The organism is Streptomyces sp. 8N706, from assembly GCF_052245415.1.
Classification (GTDB): Bacteria; Actinomycetota; Actinomycetes; order Streptomycetales; family Streptomycetaceae; genus Streptomyces.
On record NZ_JBQQBW010000016.1, the window covers coordinates 1 to 26,654 of the forward strand.

Sequence of the window (26,654 nt, forward strand, 5' to 3'; positions counted from 1 at the left end):
CTCACCTGGAGAGTGCTTCTTTCCGTGCAGCCAACAGGACCCTAGACAAGTCCCATCGTTGCAGGTCAGGAGCACTCTCCGCTTATTTGATCAAGGCATGGACGAGCACGCTCATGAAAGCGCGAGGTTAGCCCAGGGTCTGACCACCGCGGACATGGCTGCCTCACTCACCGTCAGTTCCGCCACGGTGAAGTCCCACATCTCGCACATGTTGCAGAAGCTCGAACTCCGCGATCGTGTGCAGGCCGTCGTGTTCGCCCATAGGTCCGGTCTTGCCGGTTCCTCGTCCTCCTCGTTCTCCTCGTCCTCCTCCGCCGGTCCCGTCGTGAGCCGGGACCGGTGTGCGGTCACCGAACTCGCACCGTGTCTCCCCGCGGGACGGACATAGAACAACCGCGTACGGTGCTCGCGCCCGGTGCCGGCCTCCGCGGGAAGGCCGGCACCGGGACCCGCCTGCCAGGTACCGGCGGACCGGTGGCGCGGCAGACACAGCGGCGCGACAGGCGGGGCGGCGCGGCATGTGCCGGTGCGTCTTCCCCACCGGGCGGAGCGGAGCCGCTCAGCGGCGGTGGAGTTTGGCCAGCTCCGCGTTGAACTGGGCACCTGTCAGCAGCGCCAGATGCGAGACCCACAGCCACACCAGGAAGACGACGATCCCGGCCAGCGAGCCGTACAGCCGGCTGTACGTACCGACGTGCGAGGAGTAAAGGGCGAATCCCGCCGAGGCCAGGACCCACAGGAGCACGGCGAGCATGCCGCCGAGTGCCCTGCGCCGCACGCCGCGCGTCTCGGCGGGGCCCGAGCGGAACAGCACCAGCACGAGTACGGCCACCAGGCACACCAGCAGCGGCCACTTCACCGCGTTCCACGCGGTGACGGCCGCCCCGTCCATCCCCAGGAAATCCCCGACGGGACGGGCCGCCTCCCCGGTGAGCACCAGCACGAGCACGCTGGAGACGAGGAGGGCCAGCAGCACGAGCGCGGTGATCACGATCCGCGGCGCCGTCCGCCACACCGGACGGTGGTCCTCCACACCGTGCATGGCGTGCAGGGCGCGGCGGAAGACGGCGAGATAGCTGGACGCGGACCACAGCGCACCGATCGTCCCGAAGACGATCAGCAGCCAGGCGGCGGAGCTCTGGGCCGCCATGTCCTGCAGGGTGTGCTGGATGACGGCGCGCGACTCGCCCGGGACAACGGCGGCCACACTGCCGATGAGGTCCTGGGTCGCCGAGGTGTCCGCGATCCCGATGAGCGAGACGGTGACGAGCAGCGTGGGGAAGACGGCGAGGACCGCGTAGTAGGTGAGCGCGGCCGCCCAGTCGGTCACGTCCTCGTTCCAGACCGACACCGGCGTCCGGCGCAGCGCGGTCAGACAGTCCCCGTAAGCGGGCAGACCGTGCGGGTCCGGGGCCGGTGCGGGGGCCTCCCGGTCGTCCGCCACGGTCCCCCGGTCACCGCTCACGTCGCGCCCGGTTCAGGCCCGTTCGGCTGTCGTCCCTGCCCATTGCCGCTCACCCGCTCTTCCGCTGTCGTGGTCCTTCTTCCCGCGCGGCGTCCCCTCATGAGCCCGCGCGCCCGTACCAGTCCAGGCAGACCACCAGGGCGTCGTCCTCCAGCGGGGTGTCGGCCCGGTAGCCGGCGAGCTCGCGCAGTACGGCCCGGGGCACCTGCGGCGGTGGCAGGAGCCTGTTGGCGGCGAGGGAACGCGCCAGGGCCCGTTCGCCGTAGTGCTCACCGGCCGGGGAGAGGGTGTCGTAGACGCCGTCGCTGCCGAACAGGAGGCGGTCGCCGGGGCGTACCCGGAAGGGCTCGGCGGTGTACACGGTGTCCTCGAACATGCCGAGGGGAAGCTGGGCGTCGAAGGTGACAGCCTCGACGCTGCCGTTCCGCAGCCGCCACAGGTGCGGGGAGCCGGCGTCCACGACCTCCACGGCACCGGTGGCGAGAGCGAAGCGCAGCAGGAGGACCGACACATGGGCGTCGCCCCGGTAATGGGCGTACACCGCCTGGTCGGCCAGAGCTGCCTGGTCCGCGATGCCCAGGCCCGCGCGCCGGGCATTGCGCAGCGCGTTGACGGTGAGGTTGGTCAGCAGTGCGGCCTCACTGCCCTCCCCCATGCCATTGAGGAGGGTCAGGGTCAGATGGTCGGCGGAGGCGGACCAGTCGTAGTTGTCACCGAAGATCGCGTACGCGGGTTCCAGATGGGCCCCGAGGGAGAACTCCGGGCGTGAGCAGGAGTGGCCGGGCAGCAGCTGCCACTGCATCTCCGCGGCGAGGGTGAGCCGCGCGGCGCGGCGTGCCAGCAGGTAGAGGTCCGTGTCGCGGTCGGCGACAAGGATCTCGTGCCCGAGGGCCTCGCAGAGGTACTGCATCTCGGGCAGCAGCCCCTGGGTGTACCGGTCCTCGGGCAGGGTCACGGACAGCACACCCGTACGGTCCCCCCGGACGGTGACCGGGAGGTGGACCGTCACCGTGCCGGGGCCCGGGTCCGAGGTGACGTACGGTTCCTGGGCCCCGAAGGCGCGCCCCTGAGGACTGTCGTGGACGGGCACCGGTTCGGTGGTGAGCGGTACGCGTTCGACGGCCTGGAGCGTGGTCAGGCTGTAGTCCGCCATGCGCAGCTCGACCTGTGTCGCGGCGCAGCGGTCCCGCAGGGCCGCCGCGACGACATCGGGCAGCGTGTGCGGGGAGGCGGTGCGCAGCTCGCGTTCGAGGGCCGTGAGTCGGTCCACGTCATCCTGCTTCCCGTCAGGGGTGGGAGAAGGCCCATCGTAGGAGGACCGGCCGGTTTCTTCCCCCGCTGCGCCGTCGGCCCGGCCCCGGTCTGCCCAGCTCACGGGGCCCGTGGGACGGCCCCGGCACGGGCGCCGCCTCCTCTCCCGGTGCCGCCGGGGTACGGCCCCCGGGCTCCGCCTCAGGGGCAGCGCCTCAGCGGCTGGGCAGCTTGACGACGGTGACGAAGAACTTGTCGATCTGCCGGATCGCGGCAATGAACTGGTCGAGATCGACGGGCTTGGTGACATAGGCGTTGGCGTGGAGCTTGTAGCTGCGCAGAATGTCCTCCTCGGCCGAGGAGGTGGTCAGGACCACCACGGGGACATGGCTCAGCTCGGCGTCGGACTTGATGCGCTCCAGGACCTGCCGGCCGTCGTACTTGGGCAGGTTCAGGTCCAGCAGGATCAGATCGGGGCGGGGTGCGTCGGCGTACTCCCCCCGTTGGTAGAGGAAGTCCAGCGCTTCCAGACCGTCGCGCACCACATGCAGGGTATTGCCGATCTTGTTGTCCGCGAAGGCCTCGCGGGTCATCAACTCGTCGCCGGGGTCGTCCTCCACGAGCAGGACTTCGATCGGCTGGGCGGGGGCGGGAGTCATGGACGGGTTCCTTCCGGAGGCGGGGCGGAGCCGGCCGGCTCACCGGCGGCGGCCGAGGCCGCGTCCGAGGCCGACGCAGGTGCGGCGACGGGGGCCGAGAGGGTGAAGCAGACGCGAGTGCCCTGGTCGGCGCTGGTGTCGACCCAGATGTGACCGCCGTGGTACTCGACGATCTTCTTGCACAGGGCGAGGCCGATGCCGGTCCCGCTGTAGGTGTCCCGGCCATGCAGCCGCTGGAAGATCACGAACACCTTCTCCGCGAACTCCTCCGGGATGCCGATGCCGTTGTCGGCGACCGCGAACTGCCAGGTGCCGTCCTTCTCACCGGGCTCGCAGGTGATGCGCACCCGGGGGGCCCGGTCCGGATGGCGGAACTTGATCGCATTGCCGACCAGGTTCTGCCACAGCATGGCCAGCAGGGTGGGGTCACCCGTCAGCTCCGGGAGTGTGCCGGGCCGCTCGACGGCCGCGCCGGACTCCTCCACGGAGGCGGAGATGTTGGCCAGGCCCTCATCCAGGGCCGCGTCCAGCCCCAGGGTCTCGCGGGCGTCGTTGAGCCGCCCCACGCGGGAGAAGGTGAGCAGATCGTTGATGAGGATCTGCATGCGCTTGGCGCCGTCGACGGCGAAGGCGATGTACTGGCCACCCCGCTCGTCCAGCTTGTCGCCGTAGCGCTTCTCTATCAGCTGACAGAAGGAGGCGACCTTCCGCAGCGGCTCCTGCAGGTCGTGGGAGGCGACATAGGCGAACTGCTCGAGCTCGGCGTTCGAACGGCGCAGTTCGACCGTCTGTGCGTCCAGGTCCGCGGCCTGGCGGGCCAGCTGCTTCTGCTGTGCGCGCGAGGTCGCCAGCTCCTCGACGACGCGTCGGCGCATCTCCTCGACGACCTGGCCGACCTCGTTGATGTCCCGTGGGCCCTGGGCGGGGATGCGGTGGTCGAAGTCACCGTCCGACACCCGGCGGGAGGCGGCGCGCAGCGCGCTCAGGGGCCGGGCGACAGCGAAGTGCATCAGCACGGCCAGGGCCACCCCGCACAGCAGGAACACGGCGAGCATGGCGACGAACGCGTAGTCGCGTACCGTCCGGGCCCGCTCGACCTCGGCTCTCGTGGCCGCCCGCTCCTGGTCCAGGTGCCGGTTCTGGATGGTGAAGAGGGCGCGGATCCGGTCGAAGTCCTTCTTGCTCTCCTCGAACCGGTCGCGGTCCGGCGGGTTCTTCCCGTCGACGGCGGCGATGAGCGGCTCGGCCTGGTCCTGACGCCAGTCGCGCGCCGCCGCGCGGACGGCGGCCAGGTCACGGCTGAGCCGGGGCTCTCCGGCGATCAGCGACCGGACCTCCTCGGCCGTCGTCCGTTCGGCCGCCCTGCCGCGCTCGTAGGGGAGCAGGAACTGCCGGTCACGGGTGAGCAGATAGCCGCGGACCCCGGTCTCCTGGTCCAGCAGCGCGGCCTGCAGACGGAGGGTCTGCGCCCGCGCGGGCGTGACCCGGTCGACCAGCCGGTCGGTCGCGTCGCTCGTCCGGTTCATCAGCGCGGCGCCCGCACCGGCGCAGCAGAGGACGAGCACGGCCATGGCCGCGACGAGGAGATGGATCCACCGCTGCACCGTGAGCCGCTGGTGCAGCCGGCGCGGGTTGTGCCGAGGACGGGTGGCCGGGCCGGCGGGGACCGGTTCCTGAGCGCTCATCGTGCCTCGCCCCATTCCAGGTGCACGACGGCGACGTCGTCGGCGAGACCACCGCCCGGGGCGGCTATCGATTCGACGCCGGAGATCACGGCGTCCACGAAGCGCGGACCGGGCAGATGGGCATGGGTGCGGGCCAGAGCGGTCAGCCCGTCCTCCCCCAGGCGCGCCGAGCCGGTCGCGGCGGTACGGCCCTCGAACAGCCCGTCGGTGAACAGCACCAGAGCTCCGGTCCCGGGCAGCCTCAGCTCCTCCTCCGACCAGTCGGCCACCCCCGGGAGCAGCCCCAGCGCGGGCCCGAACGCGGGCTCCACCAGGTCGACGAGCGGCTCGGATCCGCGCGCGCCCGACATGCTGCGCAGCAGCAGACCCGGATGGCCGGCGCGCATCACCTGGACCCGGCGCCGCACCGGTTCCAGGGCCAGGGTGCTCACGGTGGCGAACAGCTCGGGATGCGACCGTTCGGCCGTCAGAATCCGCTCCAGCTGCCGCAGCAGCTCCGGGCCGGTCACACCCGAGAGCACCAGGGTGCGCCAGGCGATGCGCAGGCACACCCCGAGCGCGGCCTCGTCCGGGCCATGGCCGGAGACATCGCCTATCACCGCGTGCACGACACCGTCACCGGCCTGCACCACGTCGTAGAAGTCCCCGCCGAGCAGCGCCTGGGCGCGGCCGGGCCGGTACCGGGCCACCACCTCGACATCGGTGTCCGCCAGCAGCGGTGAGGGCAGCAGTCCGCGCTCCAGCCGGGCGTTCTCCTGCGCCCGTAGCCGCTCCTCCCGCAGCGCCGCGGCCGCCCGCTCGGCCTGCTTCCGCTGGATCGAGTACCGGAGCGTACGCCCGAACAGATCAGGTTCCACCCTGCCCTTGACCAGGTAGTCCTGCGCCCCCGCGGCGACGGCCGCCAGTCCCGAGTCCTCCTCGGCCAGCCCGGTCAGGACCACCACGGGAGTGTGAGGCGAGGTCCGCAGGACACGTGCGAGTCCGGCGAGGCCCTGGGCGTCCGGCAGATGCAGGTCCAGCAGTACGCAGTGGGGTCGGCCGGCCTTGAGCGCCCCGCATGCGTCGCCGATGGACTGGACCCACTGCAGCCGGGCCGGGAGAGCGCTGTCGGCCAGGAGCTCCTCCACCAGCAGCGCGTCGCCCGGATCGTCCTCGACCAGCAGCACCACCAGCTCGCCGTGGTTGTCCGCCGCGGGCTCCTCGCCCGGGACGTGGACTGTCAGCTCGGCCATGCCGTCACCACCCCCACACTCTGTCGCGGGGTCTCCCGGCGGAGCCCGTCGACCACCGATGTCCCTCCACGACAGGGCGCGCGGACAGCGGACCGACGCCCGGCGCACCGGAGCGCGGCCCGTTGTCCGTGCGCCACACTATCCATGTCGCGCGCCGCTCCGAGTGCGGCTGTTCCGGTCTCACGGCCCGCCGCACCGGTCGCCGGGCGGGCCCGCGGCGCCGGGCCCCGCAACCGGCGCCGCGCGGCGCTTCCGCGGTGTGGTGGAGGACACGTCCCGGGGCCCATGGCCTGCGGCGCCGCGCGGAGCGCGCTGCGCGGCCGCGCGGCTGTCCGCCGTGCGGCGACCGCTCTCTCGGGAGCACCGTGCGGCGGGGGCGGACCCGGCTCGGCTCCCCGACGGCTGACAAGGCTGTCCCGGAGTGCCAGAGTGAAGGGCGTGAATCCCGCACCACCGCCACGACGAGCTCGCGATGCCGCTCACGCCGCCGGTGAGGTGATCGAGCTGCTCGAGGTCCTGTGGGAACGGGGCCGTGATGCGGCGTCCGCCGGCCCCGTCTCGTCCTCGCAGCTGCGGGTGCTGTACATCCTGGACCGCGACGAGGGCATCAACCTCCGTACGCTCGGGGAGGTGCTGGGCTCGGCGCCGTCCTCCGTGAGCCGCCTCTGCGACCGGCTCCAAGCGCTGGGATTCGTCGAGCGGTCCCCGAGCCCGGTGAGCCGGCGAGAGCTCGAACTGTGGCTGACCGGCAGGGGAAAGGCGTATCTCCGTGACCTCCGGACACGCCGCGAGGACGCGTTGCTCACCGCCATCGCGGACATGTCCCCGGGCGCCCGGAAGGCACTGGTCGAGGGGCTGGCGGGGTTCCGGACAGCGATCGAGGAGACCTCGTCCGCCCAGGGCGGCGGGAGGACGGACAACGACGCGCGGTCGGCCTGACCGCCGCGGTCCATGGACCGGTACGACCGTGGACTCGGCTGGCCTGTCACCGCCTCCACCTCTCGATCGCTTCTCGGTCGGCGTCGTACCGACGCGGGAGCAAGCATCCCGGGATGACGTCGGACGGGAAACAAGATTGTTGTCTTCCGGGCACAGTTGTCAAATAGAAAGTATTTTCCGGAGTCGCCTCCTCCGGCGGCGCCGGCAGCCTCCGCGACGAGCCTGGTTCCCCCTCCGGGGAGCCGGTCGAGTAGCGGAGCCCCCGGCCCGGTGCCAGGGTGGTGATGCGGGAGGTCGGCGTCAGGAGAGGTCCATGGCTGCTACGGAGGTCGTCGTCGAGCGGCGGGTCGCGGCGCCCGTCGCACGGGTGTGGGAGGCGCTCACCGACCTCGAGTCGGCACCGAGCATCCTCAGCGGTGTGGAGCGGGTGGAGGTGCTCACTCCCGGACCCTTCACGGAAGGCACCCGGTGGCGCGAGACGCGGCGGATGCTCGGGAAGGAGGCCACCGAGGAGATGCTCGTCACCGCGTGCGAGGAGCCCGAGCACTTCGTGGTCGAGGCCGACTCCCGCGGGGCGCACTACGTGTCGGACTTCACGCTGACACCCGAGGATCAGGACGCGACGACCGTACGGATGGCGTTCACGGCCACCCCGTACAGCGGCGTCGCGGGGATGCTCGCCAAGGTCTTCGGCGGGCTGGGCGCCAAGACGGTACGCCAGTCGATCGAGAAGGATCTCGCGGAGGTCGCCGCGAGCGTGGAGCGCTCCACGCCCTGAGGGGGTGGGGGCGGACTGTCGGTGGCCCCACATCGGCACACGGGCCCGCAAGGGCACGTGGGCCCGCAAGGGCAACCGGGTCCCTCCTGTCCGGCGGACCCGCACTGAGGCAGAGCCACGACCACCAGAACCTGCCTACCCATATCAATGTCAGTGGCCCCGCCTACGCTCCGGACCATGAGCTACGCAGCCCTGCGCGAACTCCGTACCGCACTCGGCGCCGCGTCGGACATCGCATCCGGCCTGGGGACCACTCCGTCCGGCCCGGAGGCCGGCCGGCTCGTGGCCGCCCTCCGGCAGGCGCTGGCCGCCGCCGGTTCCCTGTCGGAGGACCACGGCGCCACGGGGTGCTCCGAGCACCCGCGTGGCGCCGTGGATCCGCTGTTCGAGGACCCGGAGGACCCGTTGCCGCCGGGCTACGGCGCCTGCCTGCTGTGCAACGACCGCAGACGGCGGGCGAGTACGCGGCGGCACGGGCTGCACTGACCGGGCCGTCCCGTGCCGGGCCGGGGGTCGGGCCTGCCGGGTCATGCCGGGTCCTGCCGGGTCGGGCCTGCCGGGTCAGGCCTGCTGGATGGCCCAGAACTCATCGAAGGAGAGCAGACCGTCGCCGTCGCCGTCCGCGCTGTTGATCACGGCCTGGGCCACGGTCTCGGTGACGAACGGGTCACCCAGCTGGGCCATCACGCTCTTGTACTCGGCGGCCGAGATCAGCCCGTCCTTGTTGAGGTCGTACCGCTCGAACGCGCGCCGCGCCGCCTCGATGTCCGCCACTGGTCCACCCCTTCGGTGTTGCCTGCTTGATGCGCACACATTATCGGCTTGGTTCACGGGGACCCCGAGAGCTGTCGTCCCTGTCGTGAAGGACACTCCGGTGTCCGGCCCTCGCCTGGGCGGGCCGGCATGCGCCCGGGAACGCCGCGCGCGTACGGGCGTTCCAGGCTGCCGGTTACCGCCCGGTCGGCGCCGAGGCGCGGCTGCTGCCGCCCGGGCAGCCAGGCTCCGGCCCACGGTGACTCAGGACCGGGCCCGGCTTGGGACGATGACTCAGGACGGGCCCGGCCCGGACGGTGACTCAGGACCGGGCTCGGCTTGGGACGGTGGATCAGCGGAAGATCCCCGTGTGGCCCAGGGAGTAGCGGCCCGGCTGCGGATACACCGCGAGGCCGTGCGGTCCGCCGCCCACCGGGACGCGGGCGAGCTGCTTTCCGGTCCGGGTGTCGATCGCGTACACCTCGTCGTCGTAACGGCCCGAGAGCCACAGCACCTTGCCGTCGGCCGAGACTCCGCCCATGTCCGGGCTTCCGCCGTCCGGCAGTTCCCACTTCTTCGTCAGCTTGCCGCTGGGGAAGTCGAGGAGGGAGATGGTGCCCTCGTCGCGGTTGGAGATGTACATCGACCGGGAATCCCGGCTCACATAGAGGCCGTGTGCCCCCTCGCCCGTGCGCAGCAGCTTCGGGGTGGTGAACCGGTCGCCGTCGAGGACCCATACGCCATGAGCCATCATGTCGGCGATGTACCAGGTCCTGCCGTCCGGTGAGATCTTGACGTCCTGCGGCATGGCGCCCTTGAAGGGGAGTCTCTGCTGGCCGATGACCTTCATCTTCTCGGTGTCGACCTTGAGAAGTTCACCGGAGAACTCACAGGACACGATGAAGTAGCGCCCGTCGGCCGAGAAGTCGGCGTGGTTGACGCCGTAGCAGGAGACCGGGACGGTCTTCTTGACGGCCATGGTGTGCGGGTCGCGGAAGACCAGCTCGCGGTCGAGGGAGGCCATCACGACGGCGTACTTGCCGTCGGGCGTGAAGTAGAGGTTGTACGGGTCGTGGACCTTGACCGGCTTGCCCGCCTTGCCTGTGGCCGGGTCGATGGGGGTCAGCGTGTGGCCGCGGTTGTTGTTGACCCACAGCGTCTTCAGATCCCAGGACGGGACGACATGCTGCGGCTGGACGCCGACGTCGATGGTGTCGATGACCTTGTACGTCCTGGGGTCGATGACCGAGACCGTGTCGGAGTTGGTGTTCGGCACGTACACCCGCGACGGGAAGTCCTTCACGACCGGGGACAGCCGGCCCGGGCGGTCGGCCGCGTAGACGTCCTTGGGGTCGAGCACCGGCGGCATACCGGGCAGACCGGCCGGGACGGCGCGGGGGGAGCCGCCCGGCGGCCGGAGGTGGGTGCCGTGGGTGCCGTCGACCTCGGTGCGGTCGGAGGAACCCGAGGAGCAGCCGGAGGCGGCGGCGAGGAGAGCGGCGGCGAGCAGCGCGACGGCGCGGGCGGTAGTGGATCTCACCGGGCCATTGAAGGCCAGACGATGCGTTAAGCCCGCTATTGACCGGATTGGACGTACGCACGTGTCTCGGCCGCCCCACCCTGAGCGATCAAGGAATCCAGCGAACTGCCCACCGTTTGCCCGGCGTTTACGAGGCAGGTGACACAGCTCACTGAGGATCAATGGGGATGCTATGGCTTACGACGGTTGATGCACGGATATGCCCCTTTGGTTGGGCGGCACCCTGTCTGCCATAGTCATCAGCGACGCGGCCCCCACCGACCCGGGTCAGGTCGTTCGCCCCCGCGGCCACACGCTCCGCGGCGGGAACCCGGAGGTCCCCGGCTTCGTCACACGACGACGAGTGGGGACCTCTCTTATGTCCTTATGCACTCCCCACGGAAGCGGCGGACGGTCAGCGGTCGGTGACCCGCATCTCGAACCAGGTCGTCTTGCCCCGGGGCAGCAGGTCGACCCCCCACCGCTCGGAGAGCTTGTCCACGAGGAACAGGCCGCGGCCGCTGGTGTCGAGTTCGTGAACCGGCATCAGACAGGGCAGGGCGCGCGAGGGGTCACGGACCTCGACCCGGATCCAGCCGCGGCGGCGCAGCATCCGCAGCCCGAACGTACGGGCCCCGGTGTGGCGGACGGCGTTGCCGACCAGCTCGGAGACGAGCAGCACGACATGTTCGGCGAGCTGGGCGGAGAGCCCCCACTGGCGCAGCACGACCGACTGGGCCAGCCGGCGGGCCGTACCGGCGGATTCGGGACGCGAGGGGAGCCGCACTTCCTCGACAGCCGGATCGCCGAAGAGTTCGAGCACTCTGAGCGCCTGTTCGTCCTCGACGGACGGCACCCACCGCCCGGCGGCCGTGCTGGTGCGCCGCCGCGGCTGATCTACTCCCTCGAGGCCCGCCATGCCCACCATCATGGCCGCCCGCACAGCCTCACGTGGCGGAACCAGGGGATTACGTTCGGTGGAACCCCTGGCTCCGCAGGCCGCCGACGTCATATGCCAATGGCAGCAGACGGCGCCCGTCGCCCGTTCGACCTGCGATGACACAGCGCACACAAGTGATCGCCACGTGTTTCGGCACCGGCATGCTTAAGACTGATTTAAGGTTTGGCAGATTCCCCCGCACGGGTCAACCGGCGACACCGGGCGGGAGACCCAACTCCCCTGGAACCAGCCGCACTTCAGCGGAACTTGGCCTTCCCCGGACCCTCCTCGACGAAGCTGCGCATGCCGGTCTCCCGGTCCTCGGTGGCGAACAGTCCCGCGAACCAGCTCCGTTCGACGGCCAGCCCGGAGTCGATATCCGTCTCCAGCCCGACGTCGATCGACTCCTTCGCGGCCCGCAGCGCGATGGCCGGCCCCTGCGCGAGCCTCGCGGCCCAGGCGTGCGCCTGCTCGTACACCTCGGCGGCCGGCACCACCCGGTCCACCAGGCCGATGGCCAGCGCCTCGTCGGCCTTCACCTGGCGGCCGGTGAAGATGAGGTCCTTGGCCTTGGACGGGCCGACGAGCCGGGACAGCCGCTGGGTGCCGCCCGCGCCCGGGATCAGCCCGAGCAGGATCTCCGGCTGGCCGAGCTTGGCGTTCTCCGCGGCGATCCGGATGTCGGCGCAGAGCGCCAACTCACAGCCGCCGCCCAGGGCGTAGCCGGTGACCGCGGCCACCACGGGCTTGGGGATGCGCGCGACGGCGGTGAAGGAGTCCTGCAGGTCACGGGACCGGGCCACCATGGCGGCGTGGTCCATGGCCTGCATCTCCTTGATGTCCGCGCCGGCCGCGAACACCTTCTCGCCGCCCCACAGGACCACGGCGCGGACGTCGTCGCGGCGGGTCGCCTCCCCGGCGAGCTCACGCAGCCGGTCCTGGGTCGCGATGTCCAGCGCGTTCATCGGCGGGCGGTCGAGACGGATGGTGCCGACGCCGTCGGCGACCTCGAGATGCACAGTCATGCCCGCAGGTTAGTCGCCGGACATCCAGGGGTCTCCCCCCGGAAAGGCCGAGGTGACGCCGGACCCGGTGCCGTTCGTCACAACGGCGCCGGGCCGGGTCACCGCGTCGTGGCGGCTACTGCTCCGCCTTCCACTCGTCCCAGTCCATGTTCCAGCCGTTGAGTCCGTTGTCCGGCTGGATCTGCTTGTCGTGCGAGTTCTTCACGATCACGACATCGCCGAGGAGCGAGTTCTTGAAGAACCAGGCGGCCGGGGTCTTGTTGTCGCCCCCGCCCCGCACATCGAACAGACCGACACAGCCATGGCTGGCGTTGACACTGCCGAACGTCGACTTCCCCGCCCAGTAGTTGCCATGGATGAAGGTGCCCGAGGTGCTCAGCCGCATCGCGTGCGGCACGTCCTTGATGTCGTAGTCGTCACCGAAGCCCACGGTGTCCCCGTTCATCCGGGTCACCTGGTACTTCTCGCTGATCACCATCTGGCCGTTGTACGTGGTGGTGGCCGGGGCGCCGGCGGTGATCGGAACGGTCTTGACGACCTTGCCGTCACGCTCGACGGTCATCGTCTTCTTCTTGGCGTCGACGGTGCTCACCTGGCTGCGGCCCACGGTGAACCTCACGTCCTTCACCTGCTTGCCGTACACGCCGGGGCGGCCCTCGACCCCGTCGAGGTTCAGGCTGAGCTTCACCTCGGTGCCCGCCGCCCAGTACTTCTCGGGCCGGAAGTCCAGGCGGTCGTTGCCGAACCAGTGCCCCTCGATCGGCACCGCCGGCGAGGCCGTGACCTTGATGGCCCTCTCGACGGCGCCGGGGTCGGTGATGCCCCGGCTGAAGCGGATCGACACCGGCATGCCCACCCCGACCTCGGCGCCGTTCTCCGGGGTGAAGTGGCCCACGAAGGTGTTCTTCGGCACCAGCGTGGTGAAGCTGGTGTGCTTGGCGGACTCCCGGCCCTCGGAGTCCTGGGCGACCGCGTCCACCGTGTACGTGGTGGAGGCGGCCAGGTGCCCGGCCGGTTTCCAGAGGGCACCGCCCTCGGTGATCTTCCCGGCCACCGTGTTGCCCTTGTCGTCCTGGACCTTGACGGAGGTGAGTCTGCCCTTGTCGGCGGTCACCTCGAGGGCACCGGTGGTCACGACGTCGTCGGCGCCGTCCTTCGGGGTGACCTCGACGACGGCCCGGGACGCCTTGGTGTCGACCCCGCCCCCTGTGCCCCCATCGCTCTTGCCGTCACCGGCACCGGAGCCCCCGCCCCCGCCGCACGCGGTGACCGTCAGCAGCAAGGCCCCGCTCACCGCAGCGAGCAGAGCCTTGCCCCCCTGCCGAATCCGCCGTCCCCGCGGCGCCCCCGATATCGGCTGTACGTTCACATGGATCTCCCCTCGCCGGTCCGCCCGCACGGCCCGGCCGCTTCCCCCGGCGCGCGAACACCAGCGCGCACGCCGATAGATAACCACACCGCTGTAGGAGAGAACTCCCCCTGAACGTCACGGATCAGTCCCAAGTACGTCAGGGGAACCGGAGCGCGGACACGGTGCGGCCGGACGGGGCCGGGACCGGTGCGGCCGGGTGGATCGGCGGGTGGGTCAGCGCAGGGCGGAGCCCGCCCGCCACTGGCCCCAGGACATGTTCCAGCCGCCGAGGCCGTTGTCCGGCGCCACCGTGCGGTCGGTGCTGCGCACCACCTCCACGACATCGCCGATCAGGGAGTTCTCGTAGAACCAGCGCGCGGGCGTCGGGGCCCGGCCGCCCCGTACATCGCGCAGCGCGATGCAGCCGTGGCTGGTGTTGGCCACCCCGAAGGTGTTCGGCGGGGCCCAGTAGTTGCCGTGCAGAAACGTCCCCGAGGTGGTCAGCCGCATCGCGTGCGGCACGTCCTCGATGTCGTACTCGCCGCCGAAGCCGACCGTGTCCCCGTTCATCCGGGTCACCTCGTGCCGTTCCATCACCACCATCTTTCCGTTGTAGGTGGGACTGCTCGGCTCGCCCGCGGTGGCCGGCAGCGTCGCCCAGCGCCTGCCGTCGCGCCACACCGTCAGCGTGTGGGCGGCGGCGTCCAGGATGCTGAGCTGACTTCGCGCCACGGTGAAGCGCATCGTCTTGTGCTGGACCCCGAACACCCCGGGGCCGCCCTGCACATCGCGCAGCCGCATCCGTACCGAGACCTCGGTGCCCGGCTTCCAGTACGTACGGGGCCGGAAGTCGAGGCGCTGGTTCCCGAACCAGTGCGCGGCGACCGGCACCCGCGGGCGGGCGGTGACCCGGATGCCGCGTTCGACGGCCGCCCGGTGGACGATGGGCCGGTTGAACTCGAACGAGACGATCATGCCGGTGCCGACGAGGGAGCGGTGCTCGGGCCGGTAGTAGCCGATGAAGCGGTGCCGGGGCACGAATGTGGTGAAGGTCGTGTGCCGCGCGGTGCGGCGGCCGTGGCCGTCGACCGCCACCGCGTCCACGGTGTATCTGCCCCGCAGCCGGAGCCTGCCGTCCAACGGCCGCCAGCGCAGCCCGTCCTGGCTGATGCGCCCCGCGACCGGCCGGTCGCGGGCGTCCCCCACCCGGACGACCCGGACCCGCTCCAGCCGGCCCTCGGACACCGACACCCGGAGCGGGGAGGCGGGCCGTACACCACGGGAGCCGTCCAACGGGGTCACGCTGATGAGGGCACGCTCCGGCGGCAGCGGCCGTCCCCTGAGCGCGGTCCCGGACATGCCGCAACCGGCCATCGCGGCCAGCGTCGCCGCCATGGCGAGTCCTGCCCCTGCGCGCCGTACACGCATCAACTGCACTCTCACGCGGAACCCAACGATCACACCCCCGCGAGGGAAACGTGAGGGCGGGGCTCCCAGCGGGCAGAACAGGGGCAGGACCAGAGGCCGGAGGCCCCCGGAAGGGACACCGCGGGACCGCCGGGCCGATCGGCCGACGAGCCGCGGGAGGCTGCCACGTGAGCGCACCCGAGCAGGAGGACGTACGGGACGAGGCCGCCGCCAGTACGGAGGCGAACGGCGTCCGCACGGACATACGGAGAACCGCGCCGGCCACCGGACGGCCCGCCCGTGACGGCGCGGCACCTCCCCGGCCGGTCCGGCCGGGCAGTCCGCAACCGCTCGGCGCGCGGTTCCGGGTCGCCTCCGACGGTACGGCGGGGACGAACTTCGCGCTGTGGGCAGGCGGGGCCGAGGCCGTGGACCTGTGTCTCTTCGACGCGGACGGCACCGAGACACGCTGTCCGCTGGGCGAGCTCACCCATGAGATCTGGCACGGCTTCGTGCCCGGCGTGCACCCCGGGCAGCGGTACGGCTTCCGGGTGCACGGCCGCTGGGACCCGTGGACCGGCGCCCGCTGGAATCCCGCCAAACTGCTGCTCGACCCCTACGCCCGGGCCGTCGACGGGGACTTCGGAGGCAGCCGGACCGCCCCCCGGAGCGACGGCCGCGGGGACGAGGAGCCCAGTTGGGGCGCGCTCCCGCCCGAGGTGTACGGGCACGTACGGGACTGGCCGCAGCAGCATGTCGCGGACACCGTGCGCGACGACCGCGACTCGGCTCCGTATGTGCCCAAGGGCGTCGTCGTGTGCGACGACGACGACTGGTCCGACGACCACCGGCCCAAGATCCCCTGGGCCGACTCGGTCATCTACGAGCTGCACGTCCGCGGCTTCACCATGCGCCACCCCGGCATTCCGGAGCGGCTGCGCGGCACCTATGCCGGTCTCGCGCACCCGGCCGCGATCGGGCATCTGACCCGGCTCGGGGTCACGGCCGTGGAGCTGCTGCCGGTGCAGCAGTTCGCACACGAGGACCATCTGCTGCGCCGGGGTCTGCGCAACTACTGGGGCTACAACTCCATCGGCTACTTCGCCCCGCACGCGGCGTACTCCGCCTCCGGGACGGGCGGCCAGCAGGTCGGGGAGTTCAAACGGATGGTGCGGGCGCTGCACGCGGCCGGGATCGAGGTGATCCTGGACGTCGTCTACAACCACACGGCCGAGGCCGGTGAGCTGGGCCCCACCCTCTCCCTGCGCGGTGTCGACAACCGCGGCTACTACCGGCTGCAGCAGGACCCGCGCCGTTACGCCGACTACACCGGCTGCGGCAACACCCTCCATGTCGTGCAGCCCAACGTGCTGCGGCTGATCACCGACTCGCTGCGCTACTGGGTGACCGAGATGGGCGTCGACGGCTTCCGCTTCGACCTGGCCGCCGCGCTCGCCCGTTCGATGCACGACGTGGACATGCTCTCCCCCTTCCTCGCCGTGATCGCCCAGGACCCCGTCCTGCGCCGGGTCAAACTGATCGCCGAGCCGTGGGACGTCGGCTCCGGCGGCTACCAGGTCGGGGCGTTCCCCCCGCTGTGGACGGAGTGGAACGACCGCTACCGCGACGCGGTGCGCGACTTCTGGCGCGGCGCGCTCCCGGACGTACGCGACCTCGGCTACCGGCTGGCCGGCTCCAGCGACCTGTACGCCTGGGGCGGCCGCCGCCCGTACGCCTCCGTCAACTTCGTCACCGCCCATGACGGCTTCACCCTGCGCGACCTGGTGAGTTACGAACGCAAGCACAACGAGGCGAACGGCGAGGGCAACCGCGACGGCACGGATGACAACCGGGCCTGGAACTGCGGTGCGGAGGGCCCCACGGACGATCCCGCGGTGCTCGCCCTGCGCCGCCGCCAGCTGCGCAATCTGCTCACCACCCTGCTGCTGTCCACCGGCGTGCCCATGCTGGTGGCGGGCGACGAGCTGGGCCGGACGCAGGGCGGCAACAACAACGCGTACTGCCAGGACAACGAGACCGGGTGGGTGGACTGGTCGCTGCCGGCGGATCCCGGCTGGCGGGCCCTCACCGAGCTGTGCTCCCGGCTGATCGCGCTGCGCCACGCCCATCCGGTGCTGCGGCGCCGCGCCTTCTTCTCGGGCCGGCCGCAGGGGCCGGACGGGCTGCGGGACCTGGCGTGGTTCACTGCGGACGGCCGGGAGATGACCGAGTCCGACTGGTACGCCCCGACCGCGACTCTCGGCATGTACCTCTCGGGCCGTGATCTCCCGCAACGGGACGAGCGGGGCTCACCGGTCACGGACGACAGCTTTCTGGCCGTGCTGCACGCGGATCCCGAGCCGGGGCGCTTCCCGCTGCCGGGACCGCCGTGGGCCGCGGCGTACGAACTGCTGGTGGACACCGCGCGGGAGGACCAGTCGGAGCCGCCGGGGACCAGGCATGCGGCGGGGTCCCCGTTCCTGCTGCCCGCGCGGTCCGTGGTCCTGTTCCGGGTCGTGCACCACCCGTCGGGCGGACCGCCGTCCGGCTCAGAAACCGGATGAAGGATGTCAGTGCCGAACCGTAGTCTCACTCGTGATGACTGCCACGAGCACCGCGACCCCCGAGTCGGGAGACGAGCCGGCGTCCGCACCGGGCGCCGGCGCCGGCGTGGAACGCTCCGCCGTCCGCTCGCTCTTACGGCTCTGGCCGTTCGTACGCCCCGTACGGGTGCGGCTGTTCACGGCGGCCTTCGTGGCGATCGTCGCCTCCTGCATCGGGCTGGTCATTCCGCTGGTCCTGAAGTGGATGGTGGACGGACCGGTGGCGGCGCGGGAGCCGGGCGGGGTCTGGCTCGCGGGCGCGTATCTCCTGCTGCTCGGGATCGCGGAGGCCGGTCTCTTCGGGCTGCGCCGGTGGCTGGTGGCGCGCCCGCTCGCCTCGGTCGAGGCCACCATGCGCGCCGCCCTGTACCGGCATCTCCAGCGGCTGCCGGTCGCCTTCCACGACCGCTGGCCCTCGGGCCAACTGCTCTCCCGGGCCACCACGGACCTCCAGCTGCTGCGGATGTTCCTGGCCTTCCCCCTGACCTTTCTGCTCGTCAACACCACCACGATCCTGGTGGGGTTCGCGATCCTGCTCGACCAGGATTGGACGCTCGGGCTGGTGCTGCTCGCCCCGGTCGTGCCGCTGCTGATCCTGTGTTCCTGGTTCGAGGCGCGCTACTCGGTCGCCGCGCGCACCGCCCAGGACCAGGTGGGTGATCTGACCACGGTCGTCGAGGAGGGCGTGCTCGGCATCCGGATCATCAAGGGCTTCGGCCGCCACCGGAGCCAGGCGCGCGCCTTCCGGTCGCTCTCCCGGGAGCTGCGGGAGACGGAGCTGCACAAGGCGCGGCTGCTCGCCGCGCTGTGGGCGCTCATTCTGACGCTACCGGAGGTCGCGATCGGCACGGCGCTGGTGCTGGGCACCGTCCGGGTCGCGGACGGGGCGCTGTCGGCCGGGACGCTGGTGGCGTTCCTGTCCACGGCGCTGGCGCTGCGCTGGCCGGTGGAGTCGATGGGCTTCCTCATCGCGATGAGCCAGGATTCCGCAACGGCGACCCAGCGTTTCTTCGAGGTCCTGGACGCCCCGGAGCAGCGGGATCCGCCCGCGTCCGCCCAGGCCCCGGACCGGGGTTACGGCCGGGGCACCACGGACACGAACCGGGGTTACAGCCGGGGCGCCACGGACACGGATGACCGGGGTTACGGCCAGGGCGACGCGGACGCGGACGCGGAGGGCGGCCTGCGCTTCGAGGGCGTCGAGTTCCGCTATCCCGACGCTCCCCCGGACGCCGCACCCACCCTGCGCGGGGTCGATCTGCACATCCGGTCCGGGGAGACCATGGCCCTGGTCGGCGGCACCGGCTCCGGCAAGACCACCCTTACCGCGCTCGTACCCCGGCTCCACGAACTGACGGGCGGGCGGATCACCCTGGACGGCGACGACATCGCCGCGATGCCCCGCGCCCGGCTGCGCGAGCTGGTCAGCGTGGCCTTCGAGGAGCCGACCCTCTTCTCCGCGACCGCCGGGGAGAACGTCGCCATGGGAGCCGGCGCCGCCGGGGAGACGGACCTGCTGCGGGCTCTGGAGATCTCCCAGGCGGACTTCGTCCACGGCCTCCCCCAGGGTGTGCACACCCAGGTCGGCGAGCAGGGCCTGAGCCTGTCCGGCGGGCAGCGCCAACGTCTGGCCCTCGCCCGGGCGGTGGTCGGGCGACCGCGCTTCCTCATTCTCGACGACCCGCTGTCCGCGCTGGATGTGCATACGGAAGCGCTGGTGGAGGCGGCTCTGCGGCAGGTGCTGGCGACGACCACCGCGCTCGTCGTCGCGCACCGCCCCTCCACCGTGCTGCTCGCCGACCGGGTGGCGCTGCTGTCGGACGGCCGGATCACCGCCGTCGGCACCCATCACGAACTGCTGCACGCCAACGCGGATTACCGGGCGCTGATGTCGGGCGACGAGCCCGCCGCTGCCCCGGACGCCACGCCATCCGCGCCGGGTCCTGCCCCGGAGCACCGCACCGCCCCCGGCCGGCCCGCGACCGAAGGGAGTTCCCCGCGATGACGACCACGGCTTCGGACCGGCCGCGCGGAGAGGACGACCGGGGCCGCCCCGCGGACAGCCGGGGCCCGCACGAGGACGGCCCGCACCGGGACGGCCCGCCGCAGACCGATCCGCCGCGGGACGGACCGCCGCACAGCGATCCACTGGGGGGCGATCCACCCCGGGAAGACCCGTTCGACCGCGACGTTCTGCCCGCGCCCCGGGGCGCGCCCCGCTCCCTGCTGCTCTCCCTGCTGCGTCCCCACCGCGGGCGGGTCCGGGCCGCCGCACTGCTCCTCCTGCTGCAGCAGGCCATGGTCCAGGCCGGTCCGCTGCTGGTGGCGGTCGCCATCGACCGGGCCGTACCGGCGCTCCGACGGGACGACTACGGGCCGCTGACCGCGGTCGCTGCCGCGTATCTCCTCGCCTCGCTCGCCTCCGGCGTGCTCCAGTACGCCTTCGTCCGCGCCTCCGCACGGGTCAGCCAGGAGGTGCTGCTCGACCTCCGGGGCCGGATCTTCCGTCACGCCCAGGCCCTGAGCGTGGACTTCCACGAGCGCTACACCTCCGGGCGGCTCATCTCCCGCGCCACCAGCGACGTCGAATCGCTGCGCGAGCTGCTCAACGAGGGTCTGGAGGAGCTGCTCGGAGTGGGCCTGTCGGTGGTCTACATCTCGGGGCTGCTGCTCTATCTCGACTGGGGCCTCGGCACGGCCGCGGTGCTCTCCTTCGGCCCGCTGTATCTGCTCGTACGCTCCTTCCAGCGGCGGTCGATGCTCGTCTACCGGAAGCGGTCCACCGCCATCGCGGCGGTCATCGTGAAGTTCGCGGAGACGATGAACGGCATCCGTCCGGTGCAGGCGTTCCGGCGCGAGCACGCCAACGACGAGGAGTTCGGGAAGCTCAACCACCGGCACCAGCGGGCCAACGGGGACGCGATCCTGGAGATGGCCCGTTACGTGGTCTGCTCCCGGCTCGTCGCCAACGCCGCTGTCGCCGCGATCGTCCTGTGGGGTGCGTACCGGGTCGCCTCCGGCGGTCTCGAGCTGGGCGTGCTCGCCGCGTCCGTGCTCTATCTGCGGCGGCTGTACGACCCCATCGACCGGCTGGGGATGTTCCTCAACTCCTACCAGTCGGCGGCCGCGTCACTGGAGAAGATCGCGGGTCTGCTCGCCCAGCGGCCCTCCGTACCCGAGCCGGACGTCCCGTGCTCCCTCCCGGGCAGGTCACCGGACGCCCCCGGCCGCGAGGTGGTCTTCGAGGGCGTGCGCTTCGCCTACCGTACGGGCGGCGAGGTGCTGCCGCGGTTCGGGCTCACGCTCGCCGCCGGACGGACCGTGGCGGTCGTGGGCTCCACGGGGGCGGGCAAGTCCACCCTCGCGAAGCTTCTCGCCCGCCTCTACGACCCCACCGAGGGCCGCATCCTGCTCGACGGGGTGGACCTGCGGGAGCTGGCCGCTCCGGAGCTGCGCCGCGGGGTGGTGATGGTGACGCAGGAGGCCTTCCTCTTCTCGGGCACCGTCGCGGAGAACATCGCGATCGGCCGCCCCGACGCGACCCGCGAGGACATCGAGCGGGCGGCCGAGGCGATCGGCGCGCACGACTTCATCACCGCTCTCCCGGACGGCTACGACACGGACGTACGCAAGCGGGGCGGGCGCATCTCGGCGGGACAGCGGCAGCTCGTGGCCTTCGCCCGCGCGCTGCTCGCCGACCCGGGCGTGCTGATTCTCGACGAGGCGACCTCCTCGCTGGACATCCCCGGCGAGCAGGCCGTACAGCGCGCGATGCGCACGGTGCTGCGCGGTCGCACGGCCGTGGTCATCGCCCACCGTCTCTCGACGGTCGAGATCGCCGACCGGGTGCTGGTGATGTCGGGGGGCAGGATCGTCGAGGACGGCACTCCGGACGAACTCGTCCGGGACCGCGGCGCCTTCGCCTCCCTCCATCAGGCATGGCGTGACAGCCTCGTCCGACGCTGACGCCTGCCGTCCGGCGGGGCACAGGGACGGCAGGCGGGGGCGTCGCACCATCCGCGCCGCCCGGGCGGTTACGAGCCGTCGGAGGCGGAGCGGGGCGCCGGGGGCGTGAGCCGGGGCGGGGAGGGCGGCGGCGCGGCGCGCGTCCACTCCGCCGACACGGTGAAGTTCGCCTCGGTGGAGGCCTTGGCGATGACCGCCCCCGCCTCCGCCGTGATCTTGATGCCGAACTGGACGCTCACCTTGTCCGGCGGTGAGCCCAGGCCCCGTACCTGGCCGACCACCGCCTCGATCGCCGGGCGGATCCGCCCCAGCGCGGCCTGGAGCGTCTCGGTGGCGGTCTGTGCCGGGTTGGCGGTGTCCACCACCCGGCCGGGCCGACCGGCCGGTTCGACGGCCGGTCCGTCGTCCGGCACCTCCACGAGCACCGACCCACCGTCGTCGAGCTCCAAACGCACCACCCGAGTCATCCGTCCGCCCTCCCGTCCGCCGAACACCCGTCACCGGCCGCGTACACGCCGGGGAAAGACTGCCCCACCGGATGCCGGGCCAGTCCTTCGTTCGCTATCCGGGCACCGCTCCATGCCCAACGGACGTATTCCGGCCAAGTTATTGACGCGCTCCTGACATCCTCGGGTCAGCGGTGGGACTCTTCCCTCGACCGCCGCACAGCTCCCCCACAGACCCAGCGCTGCGCCCCGGTCCGATCCTTGGCACGTCTCCCCCCCAGGTTCCACCTGTTCTGCCAGGTTCCACCTGTTCTGCGAACTGCTTGTTCTGCCCGGCGGCACCCCCTTGCCGTCCGGTACCCCCTGGCCGCGCATCCCCGGCGCGGCCGCAGCAGAAGGAGTCCGCATGAGACGCACCCCCCATTCGCCACCCCGCCGCGCCGCGGCCACGGGTGGTACGTCGCCCACCGGACGGCGCACCAGGGCCGCCGGGGCGCTGGTCGCCGTCACCGCGATGCTCGGCGTCGGCCTCCAGGCCGGCACCGCCACCGCCCGTCCGGACGGCGACGCACGCCCCGCCACGGTCCACGCGAAGCCCGACCCCGGCGCGCTGCCCGCCCAGCTCTCCCCCGCCCGGCGGGCCGAGCTGCTGCGCGCGGCCGATGCCGGCAAGGCCGCCACCGCCACGTCCCTCGGGCTCGGCCGTCAGGAGAAGCTGGTCGTCCGGGACATCGTCAGGAACGTCGACGGGACGACGCACACGCGGTACGAGCGCACCTACGCCGGCCTGCCCGTCCTCGGTGGCGACCTCATCGTCCACGAGGCGGAGGGCGGCACGGTCGAGGGCGTCACCAAGGCCGTCGCGTCCCGCATCGCGGTGCCGGACACCACCCCCGACGTCACCGCCGCGGCCGCCGAGCGGAAGGCCGTGAAGGCCGCGGAGGCGGAGGGCTCGAGAAGGACCGCGCCGGACCGGGCGCCCCGGAAGGTCGTCTGGGTGGCCGCCGGCAAGCCTGTCCTGGCCTGGGAGACCGTCGTCGGCGGGCTCCAGCACGACGGCACGCCCAACGAGCTGCATGTGGTGACCGACGCGACGTCCGGCGGAACGCTGCACCAGTACCAGGCGGTCGCGAACGGCACCGGCAACAGCCAGTACAGCGGGCAGGTGACGATCGGCACCGCGCCCTCGTACACGCTGACCGACACCGCCCGCGGCAGCCACAGGACCTACAACCTCAACCGCGGCTCCTCCGGAACGGGGACGCTCTTCTCCGATCCGGACGACGTCTGGGGTGACGGCACGCCGTCCAACGCGCAGACCGCGGGCGTCGACGCCCACTACGGCGCCGCCGTGACGTGGGACTACTACAAGAACGTGCACGGCCGCAGCGGCATCCGCGGCGACGGCGTCGGCGCCTACTCGCGTGTGCACTACGGCAACAACTACGTCAACGCCTTCTGGCAGGACTCCTGTTTCTGCATGACCTACGGCGATGGCTCGGGCAACTCCAAGCCGCTCACCTCCATCGACGTCGCGGCACACGAGATGACGCACGGCGTGACCGCCGCGACGGCGAAGCTGGTCTACAGCGGCGAGTCCGGAGGGCTCAACGAGGCGACCTCCGACATCTTCGCCGCCACCGTGGAGTTCTACGCCAACAACGCCAAGGACCCCGGCGACTACACCGTCGGCGAGAAGATCGACATCAACGGTGACGGCACTCCGCTGCGCTATATGGACAAGCCCAGCAAGGACGGCTCGTCGAAGGACAACTGGTACTCCGGCATCGGCAATGTCGACGTCCATTACTCCTCGGGTGTCGCCAACCACTTCTTCTATCTGCTGTCCGAGGGCAGCGGCCAGAAGGTCGTCAACGGCGTCTCGTACAACAGCCCGACCTACGACAACCTCCCGGTCCCCGGCATCGGCCGGGCGAACGCCGAGAAGATCTGGTTCAAGGCGCTGACCGAACGCATGAGCTCCAACACCAACTACGCGGGCGCCCGTACGGCCACCCTCCAGGCGGCGGCCGACCTGTTCGGCCAGGGCAGCACGACGTACAACACGGTGGCCAACACCTGGGCCGCGGTGAACGTCGGCACCCGGGTCTCCGGCGGCGTCACGGTCACCGACCCGGGCAACCAGACCAGCACCGTCGGACAGCCCGCCGGCCTGCAGATCAGGGCGAGCAGCAGCACCGCGGGCACCCTGTCCTACAGCGCGAGCGGGCTCCCGGCCGGTCTGTCGATCAACTCCTCGACCGGCCTGGTCTCCGGCACGCCCACGACCGCGGGGACCAGCAGTGTGACGGTCACCGTCAAGGACTCGGCCGACAGGAGCGGGACGGCGTCCTTCACCTGGACGGTGAGCACGGGCGACAGCGGTGGAAGCGTCTTCGAGAACACCGACGACGTCTCCATACCGGACGCGGGGCCCGCGGTCACCTCACCGCTCGCCGTCGGCCGCAGCGGCACCGCACCGAGCACCCTCAAGGCCGATGTCGACATCGTGCACAGCTACCGCGGTGACCTGGTGATCGACCTGGTCGCCCCGGACGGCACCGCCTACCGGTTGAAGGGCTCCAGCGCCTTCGACTCCGCGGCCGGAGTGAAGACGACCTACACCGTCAACGCCTCCTCCGAGGCGGCGAGCGGCACCTGGAAGCTCAAGGTCCAGGATGTGTACGCCCGGGACACCGGCCACATCAACAGCTGGAAGCTGACCTTCTGACGGGGCGTCCGGCCGACTCGCCGTCACGGTGAGCCCACCGGCCCACGGTACGGCGCTCGGGGAGCAACCCCCGGGCGCCGCCGGTGTCCGTATTCCGGATCCCGGTCGTCGGGCAACGGACGATTTCCGGCCAACCTGGTGAACGCCCGATGACATGTTCGCATACCGGTGGCAGTCTCTCCTCGCACCACATCACCACCCGCACCTCCTAACCCCCCACACACCAGGAGGAGTTCGAGTGAGCTCTGCCACCCCCCACATATCCCGTACGTCCCGCGCACGGCTGGCCGCGGGCGCGCTGGCCGCGGGCGGTCTGCTGGCCGCCGGTCTCGCGACCGGCTCGGCCGACGCCGCTTCCGCCGGTGACGCACCGAAGGCCCAGCCCACCAAGCTCTCCGCCTCCCAGCGCGCCGAACTGCTGCGGGAGGCCGACGCCAGCAGGGCCGCCACCGCGCGGTCGCTCGGTCTCGGCGCGAAGGAGAGGCTGGTCGTCCGCGACATCGTCAAGGACGTCGACGGCACCACCCACACGCGCTACGACCGCACCTACTCCGGTCTCCCCGTTCTCGGCGGCGACCTCATCGTCCACGAGACGAAGAGCGGTACGCGCCAGGGAGTCACCAAGGCCACGACGGCGGGGATCCGCGTGGCGAGCACCGAGGCCGCCGTCTCCCCCGAGGCCGCCGGGAAAAGCGCGCTCAGGACCGCCAGGGCGGCGGAGGGCGCCGAGGCGGCCAAGGGCGCCGAGCCCCGCAAGGTGATCTGGGCCGCCTCCGGCAAGCCCGTCCTGGCGTGGGAGACCGTCACCGGCGGCTTCCAGAAGGACGGCACGCCCAGCGAGCTGCATGTCATCAGCGACGCGCGGACCGGCAAGAAGCTGTACGAGTACCAGGCCGTCCACACCGGCTCCGGCGAGAGCCAGTACGGCGGCAAGGTCGAGCTGAGCACCACCAAGTCCGGCTCGGAGTTCTCCCTCAAGGACGGCGACCGCGGCGGCCACACCACCGGGGACCTCGGCCACGGCGAGTCGGGCGAGGCCAAGGTCTTCACCGACGCCGACGACACCTGGGGCAACGGCAAGGCCGACGAGCCGCAGACCGCCGCCGTCGACGCCCACTACGGCGCGGCCCTGACCTGGGATTACTACAAGAGCGTGCACGGCCGCAACGGCATCAAGGGTGACGGCAAGGGCGCCGGCTCCCGGGTCCACTACGGCAAGGCGTATGTCAACGCCTTCTGGGAGGACAGCTGCTTCTGCATGACCTACGGCGACGGTGAGGGCGACAAGAAGCCCCTCACCTCCATCGACGTCGCCGCGCACGAGATGACGCACGGCGTCACCTCCGCCACCGCCGACCTCACGTACAGCGGCGAGTCCGGCGGCCTCAACGAGGCCACCTCCGACATCTTCGCCACGGCCGTCGAGTTCAAGGCGGGGAACAAGGAGGACGTGGGCGACTACCTCGTCGGCGAGAAGATCGACATCGCGGGCGACGGCAAGCCGCTGCGCTATATGGACAAGCCCAGCAAGGACGGCAAGTCCAAGGACGCCTGGTACGACGGCGTCGGCAACGAGGACGTGCACCACTCCTCCGGTGTCGCGAACCACTTCTTCTACCTGCTGTCCGAGGGCAGCGGCGCGAAGGAGATCAACGGCGTGAAGTACGACAGCCCGACCGCCGACGGCTCGAAGGTCGAGGGCATCGGCCGGGACAAGGCCGAGAAGATCTGGTTCAAGGCCCTCACCACCTACATGACCTCGAACACCGACTACAAGGCCGCGCGTGAGGCGACCCTGAAGGCCGCGACCGACCTCTACGGGGCCGACAGCGCCGAGGCCAAGGGCGTCGGCAGTGCCTGGGCGGGCGTCAACGTCAAGTGATCCCCGTCTCCCGTCGCCCGGT

At 71.4% G+C, this 26,654-nt stretch carries 21 protein-coding genes and 1 pseudogene; 10 read left to right on the forward strand and 12 right to left on the reverse strand.

All coding sequences use genetic code 11. The annotated features are described in order from the left end of the window. Positions 1-97: 97 nt before the first annotated feature. The gene (locus tag ACTWQE_RS09010) at positions 98-388 is read left to right on the forward strand and encodes a response regulator transcription factor (RefSeq protein WP_443328310.1); all 291 of its coding nucleotides are present in this window, start codon (positions 98-100) and stop codon (positions 386-388) included. A 171-nt stretch (positions 389-559) separates the two neighbouring features. On the opposite strand, the gene ACTWQE_RS09015 is transcribed toward ACTWQE_RS09010, so the two are convergent. From ACTWQE_RS09015 to ACTWQE_RS09035, 5 genes are all read right to left on the reverse strand, one after another. Beyond that, entirely contained in the window at positions 560-1,465 is a 906-nt protein-coding gene (locus tag ACTWQE_RS09015; protein ID WP_443328311.1) for a YihY/virulence factor BrkB family protein, read from the reverse strand. 97 nt (positions 1,466-1,562) lie between these two features. Then, positions 1,563-2,735: a PP2C family protein-serine/threonine phosphatase gene (locus ACTWQE_RS09020; RefSeq protein WP_443328312.1), complete on the reverse strand. Its 1,173-nt coding sequence runs from the start codon at positions 2,733-2,735 to the stop codon at positions 1,563-1,565. A 196-nt stretch (positions 2,736-2,931) separates the two neighbouring features. Next, positions 2,932-3,375 (reverse strand): response regulator, encoded by a 444-nt coding sequence (locus ACTWQE_RS09025; RefSeq protein WP_443328313.1) that lies wholly within the window; start codon positions 3,373-3,375, stop codon positions 2,932-2,934. Then, complete coding sequence (locus ACTWQE_RS09030; protein WP_443328314.1) at positions 3,372-5,060, reverse strand: sensor histidine kinase; 1,689 nt, start codon at positions 5,058-5,060, stop codon at positions 3,372-3,374. The genes ACTWQE_RS09025 and ACTWQE_RS09030 overlap by 4 nt, the downstream gene beginning before the upstream one ends. After that, positions 5,057-6,292 carry a PP2C family protein-serine/threonine phosphatase gene (locus tag ACTWQE_RS09035; protein WP_443328315.1) on the reverse strand — a complete coding sequence of 412 codons (1,236 nt, stop codon included), beginning with the start codon at positions 6,290-6,292 and terminating at the stop codon, positions 5,057-5,059. Before ACTWQE_RS09035 ends, ACTWQE_RS09030 begins: the two co-directional genes overlap by 4 nt. 429 nt (positions 6,293-6,721) lie before the next feature. Between ACTWQE_RS09035 and ACTWQE_RS09040 the strand changes: the two genes are divergently transcribed. The 3 genes from ACTWQE_RS09040 to ACTWQE_RS09050 all read left to right on the forward strand — a co-directional run bounded on the left by ACTWQE_RS09040 (position 6,722) and on the right by ACTWQE_RS09050 (position 8,495). Beyond that, positions 6,722-7,231 carry a MarR family winged helix-turn-helix transcriptional regulator gene (locus ACTWQE_RS09040; RefSeq protein WP_443328316.1) on the forward strand — a complete coding sequence of 170 codons (510 nt, stop codon included), beginning with the start codon at positions 6,722-6,724 and terminating at the stop codon, positions 7,229-7,231. 313 nt (positions 7,232-7,544) lie between these two features. After that, positions 7,545-8,009 (forward strand): SRPBCC family protein, encoded by a 465-nt coding sequence (locus tag ACTWQE_RS09045; RefSeq protein WP_443328317.1) that lies wholly within the window; start codon positions 7,545-7,547, stop codon positions 8,007-8,009. A 177-nt stretch (positions 8,010-8,186) separates the two neighbouring features. Beyond that, positions 8,187-8,495, forward strand: coding sequence for a hypothetical protein (locus ACTWQE_RS09050; RefSeq protein WP_443328318.1), 309 nt, complete (start codon positions 8,187-8,189; stop codon positions 8,493-8,495). A gap of 75 nt (positions 8,496-8,570) precedes the next feature. Here the strand turns inward: ACTWQE_RS09050 and ACTWQE_RS09055 are convergent, their stop codons facing one another. Continuing rightward, complete coding sequence (locus tag ACTWQE_RS09055; protein ID WP_443328319.1) at positions 8,571-8,783, reverse strand: EF-hand domain-containing protein; 213 nt, start codon at positions 8,781-8,783, stop codon at positions 8,571-8,573. A gap of 125 nt (positions 8,784-8,908) precedes the next feature. Between ACTWQE_RS09055 and ACTWQE_RS09060 the strand changes: the two are divergent. Next, positions 8,909-9,025: pseudogene (locus ACTWQE_RS09060) on the forward strand (GNAT family N-acetyltransferase); the annotation flags it as partial. Positions 9,026-9,114: 89 nt separating this feature from the next. Here ACTWQE_RS09060 and ACTWQE_RS09065 read toward each other — a convergent pair. From ACTWQE_RS09065 to ACTWQE_RS09085, 5 genes are all read right to left on the reverse strand, one after another. Then, positions 9,115-10,302 (reverse strand): YncE family protein, encoded by a 1,188-nt coding sequence (locus ACTWQE_RS09065; RefSeq protein WP_443328320.1) that lies wholly within the window; start codon positions 10,300-10,302, stop codon positions 9,115-9,117. 394 nt (positions 10,303-10,696) lie between these two features. Further along, positions 10,697-11,200 (reverse strand): ATP-binding protein, encoded by a 504-nt coding sequence (locus tag ACTWQE_RS09070; RefSeq protein WP_443328321.1) that lies wholly within the window; start codon positions 11,198-11,200, stop codon positions 10,697-10,699. Positions 11,201-11,478: 278 nt separating this feature from the next. Then, positions 11,479-12,246, reverse strand: coding sequence for an enoyl-CoA hydratase/isomerase family protein (locus ACTWQE_RS09075; protein WP_443328322.1), 768 nt, complete (start codon positions 12,244-12,246; stop codon positions 11,479-11,481). A 115-nt stretch (positions 12,247-12,361) separates the two neighbouring features. Beyond that, a complete protein-coding gene (locus tag ACTWQE_RS09080; protein WP_443328323.1) occupies positions 12,362-13,615 on the reverse strand; it encodes a L,D-transpeptidase in 1,254 nt (417 codons plus the stop codon). Positions 13,616-13,831: 216 nt separating this feature from the next. Continuing rightward, positions 13,832-15,025 carry an Ig-like domain-containing protein gene (locus ACTWQE_RS09085; protein WP_443328324.1) on the reverse strand — a complete coding sequence of 398 codons (1,194 nt, stop codon included), beginning with the start codon at positions 15,023-15,025 and terminating at the stop codon, positions 13,832-13,834. Positions 15,026-15,267: 242 nt separating this feature from the next. Between ACTWQE_RS09085 and glgX the strand changes: the two genes are divergently transcribed. The 3 genes from glgX to ACTWQE_RS09100 are packed head-to-tail and all read left to right on the forward strand — an operon-like array spanning position 15,268 to position 21,573. Continuing rightward, a complete protein-coding gene (gene glgX / locus ACTWQE_RS09090) occupies positions 15,268-17,568 on the forward strand; it encodes a glycogen debranching protein GlgX (RefSeq protein WP_443328380.1) in 2,301 nt (766 codons plus the stop codon). A 34-nt stretch (positions 17,569-17,602) separates the two neighbouring features. After that, positions 17,603-19,612 (forward strand): ABC transporter ATP-binding protein, encoded by a 2,010-nt coding sequence (locus ACTWQE_RS09095; RefSeq protein ID WP_443328325.1) that lies wholly within the window; start codon positions 17,603-17,605, stop codon positions 19,610-19,612. Further along, the gene (locus tag ACTWQE_RS09100; protein ID WP_443328326.1) at positions 19,609-21,573 is read left to right on the forward strand and encodes an ABC transporter ATP-binding protein; all 1,965 of its coding nucleotides are present in this window, start codon (positions 19,609-19,611) and stop codon (positions 21,571-21,573) included. Before ACTWQE_RS09095 ends, ACTWQE_RS09100 begins: the two co-directional genes overlap by 4 nt. Before the next feature lie 68 nt (positions 21,574-21,641). On the opposite strand, the gene ACTWQE_RS09105 is transcribed toward ACTWQE_RS09100, so the two are convergent. Continuing rightward, positions 21,642-22,031, reverse strand: coding sequence for a CU044_2847 family protein (locus tag ACTWQE_RS09105; protein WP_443328327.1), 390 nt, complete (start codon positions 22,029-22,031; stop codon positions 21,642-21,644). A gap of 394 nt (positions 22,032-22,425) precedes the next feature. Between ACTWQE_RS09105 and ACTWQE_RS09110 the strand changes: the two genes are divergently transcribed. Beyond that, entirely contained in the window at positions 22,426-24,750 is a 2,325-nt protein-coding gene (locus tag ACTWQE_RS09110) for a M4 family metallopeptidase (protein ID WP_443328328.1), read from the forward strand. A 154-nt stretch (positions 24,751-24,904) separates the two neighbouring features. After that, positions 24,905-26,632 carry a M4 family metallopeptidase gene (locus tag ACTWQE_RS09115; RefSeq protein WP_443328329.1) on the forward strand — a complete coding sequence of 576 codons (1,728 nt, stop codon included), beginning with the start codon at positions 24,905-24,907 and terminating at the stop codon, positions 26,630-26,632. Positions 26,633-26,654: the final 22 nt, after the last annotated feature.

Excerpts from the sequence above, each read along its gene's own strand:
- ACTWQE_RS09010 (WP_443328310.1), top strand. The coding sequence starts at position 98 with ATGGACGAGCACGCTCATGAAAGCGCGAGGTTAGCCCAGGGTCTGACC.
- ACTWQE_RS09025 (WP_443328313.1), bottom strand. The coding sequence starts at position 3,375 with ATGACTCCCGCCCCCGCCCAGCCGATCGAAGTCCTGCTCGTGGAGGAC.
- ACTWQE_RS09030 (WP_443328314.1), bottom strand. The coding sequence starts at position 5,060 with ATGAGCGCTCAGGAACCGGTCCCCGCCGGCCCGGCCACCCGTCCTCGG.
- ACTWQE_RS09035 (WP_443328315.1), bottom strand. The coding sequence starts at position 6,292 with ATGGCCGAGCTGACAGTCCACGTCCCGGGCGAGGAGCCCGCGGCGGAC.
- ACTWQE_RS09045 (WP_443328317.1), top strand. The coding sequence starts at position 7,545 with ATGGCTGCTACGGAGGTCGTCGTCGAGCGGCGGGTCGCGGCGCCCGTC.
- ACTWQE_RS09050 (WP_443328318.1), top strand. The coding sequence starts at position 8,187 with ATGAGCTACGCAGCCCTGCGCGAACTCCGTACCGCACTCGGCGCCGCG.
- ACTWQE_RS09070 (WP_443328321.1), bottom strand. The coding sequence starts at position 11,200 with ATGGCGGGCCTCGAGGGAGTAGATCAGCCGCGGCGGCGCACCAGCACG.
- ACTWQE_RS09075 (WP_443328322.1), bottom strand. The coding sequence starts at position 12,246 with ATGACTGTGCATCTCGAGGTCGCCGACGGCGTCGGCACCATCCGTCTC.
- ACTWQE_RS09085 (WP_443328324.1), bottom strand. The coding sequence starts at position 15,025 with ATGCGTGTACGGCGCGCAGGGGCAGGACTCGCCATGGCGGCGACGCTG.
- ACTWQE_RS09095 (WP_443328325.1), top strand. The coding sequence starts at position 17,603 with ATGACTGCCACGAGCACCGCGACCCCCGAGTCGGGAGACGAGCCGGCG.
- ACTWQE_RS09100 (WP_443328326.1), top strand. The coding sequence starts at position 19,609 with ATGACGACCACGGCTTCGGACCGGCCGCGCGGAGAGGACGACCGGGGC.
- ACTWQE_RS09110 (WP_443328328.1), top strand. The coding sequence starts at position 22,426 with ATGAGACGCACCCCCCATTCGCCACCCCGCCGCGCCGCGGCCACGGGT.
- ACTWQE_RS09115 (WP_443328329.1), top strand. The coding sequence starts at position 24,905 with ATGTTCGCATACCGGTGGCAGTCTCTCCTCGCACCACATCACCACCCG.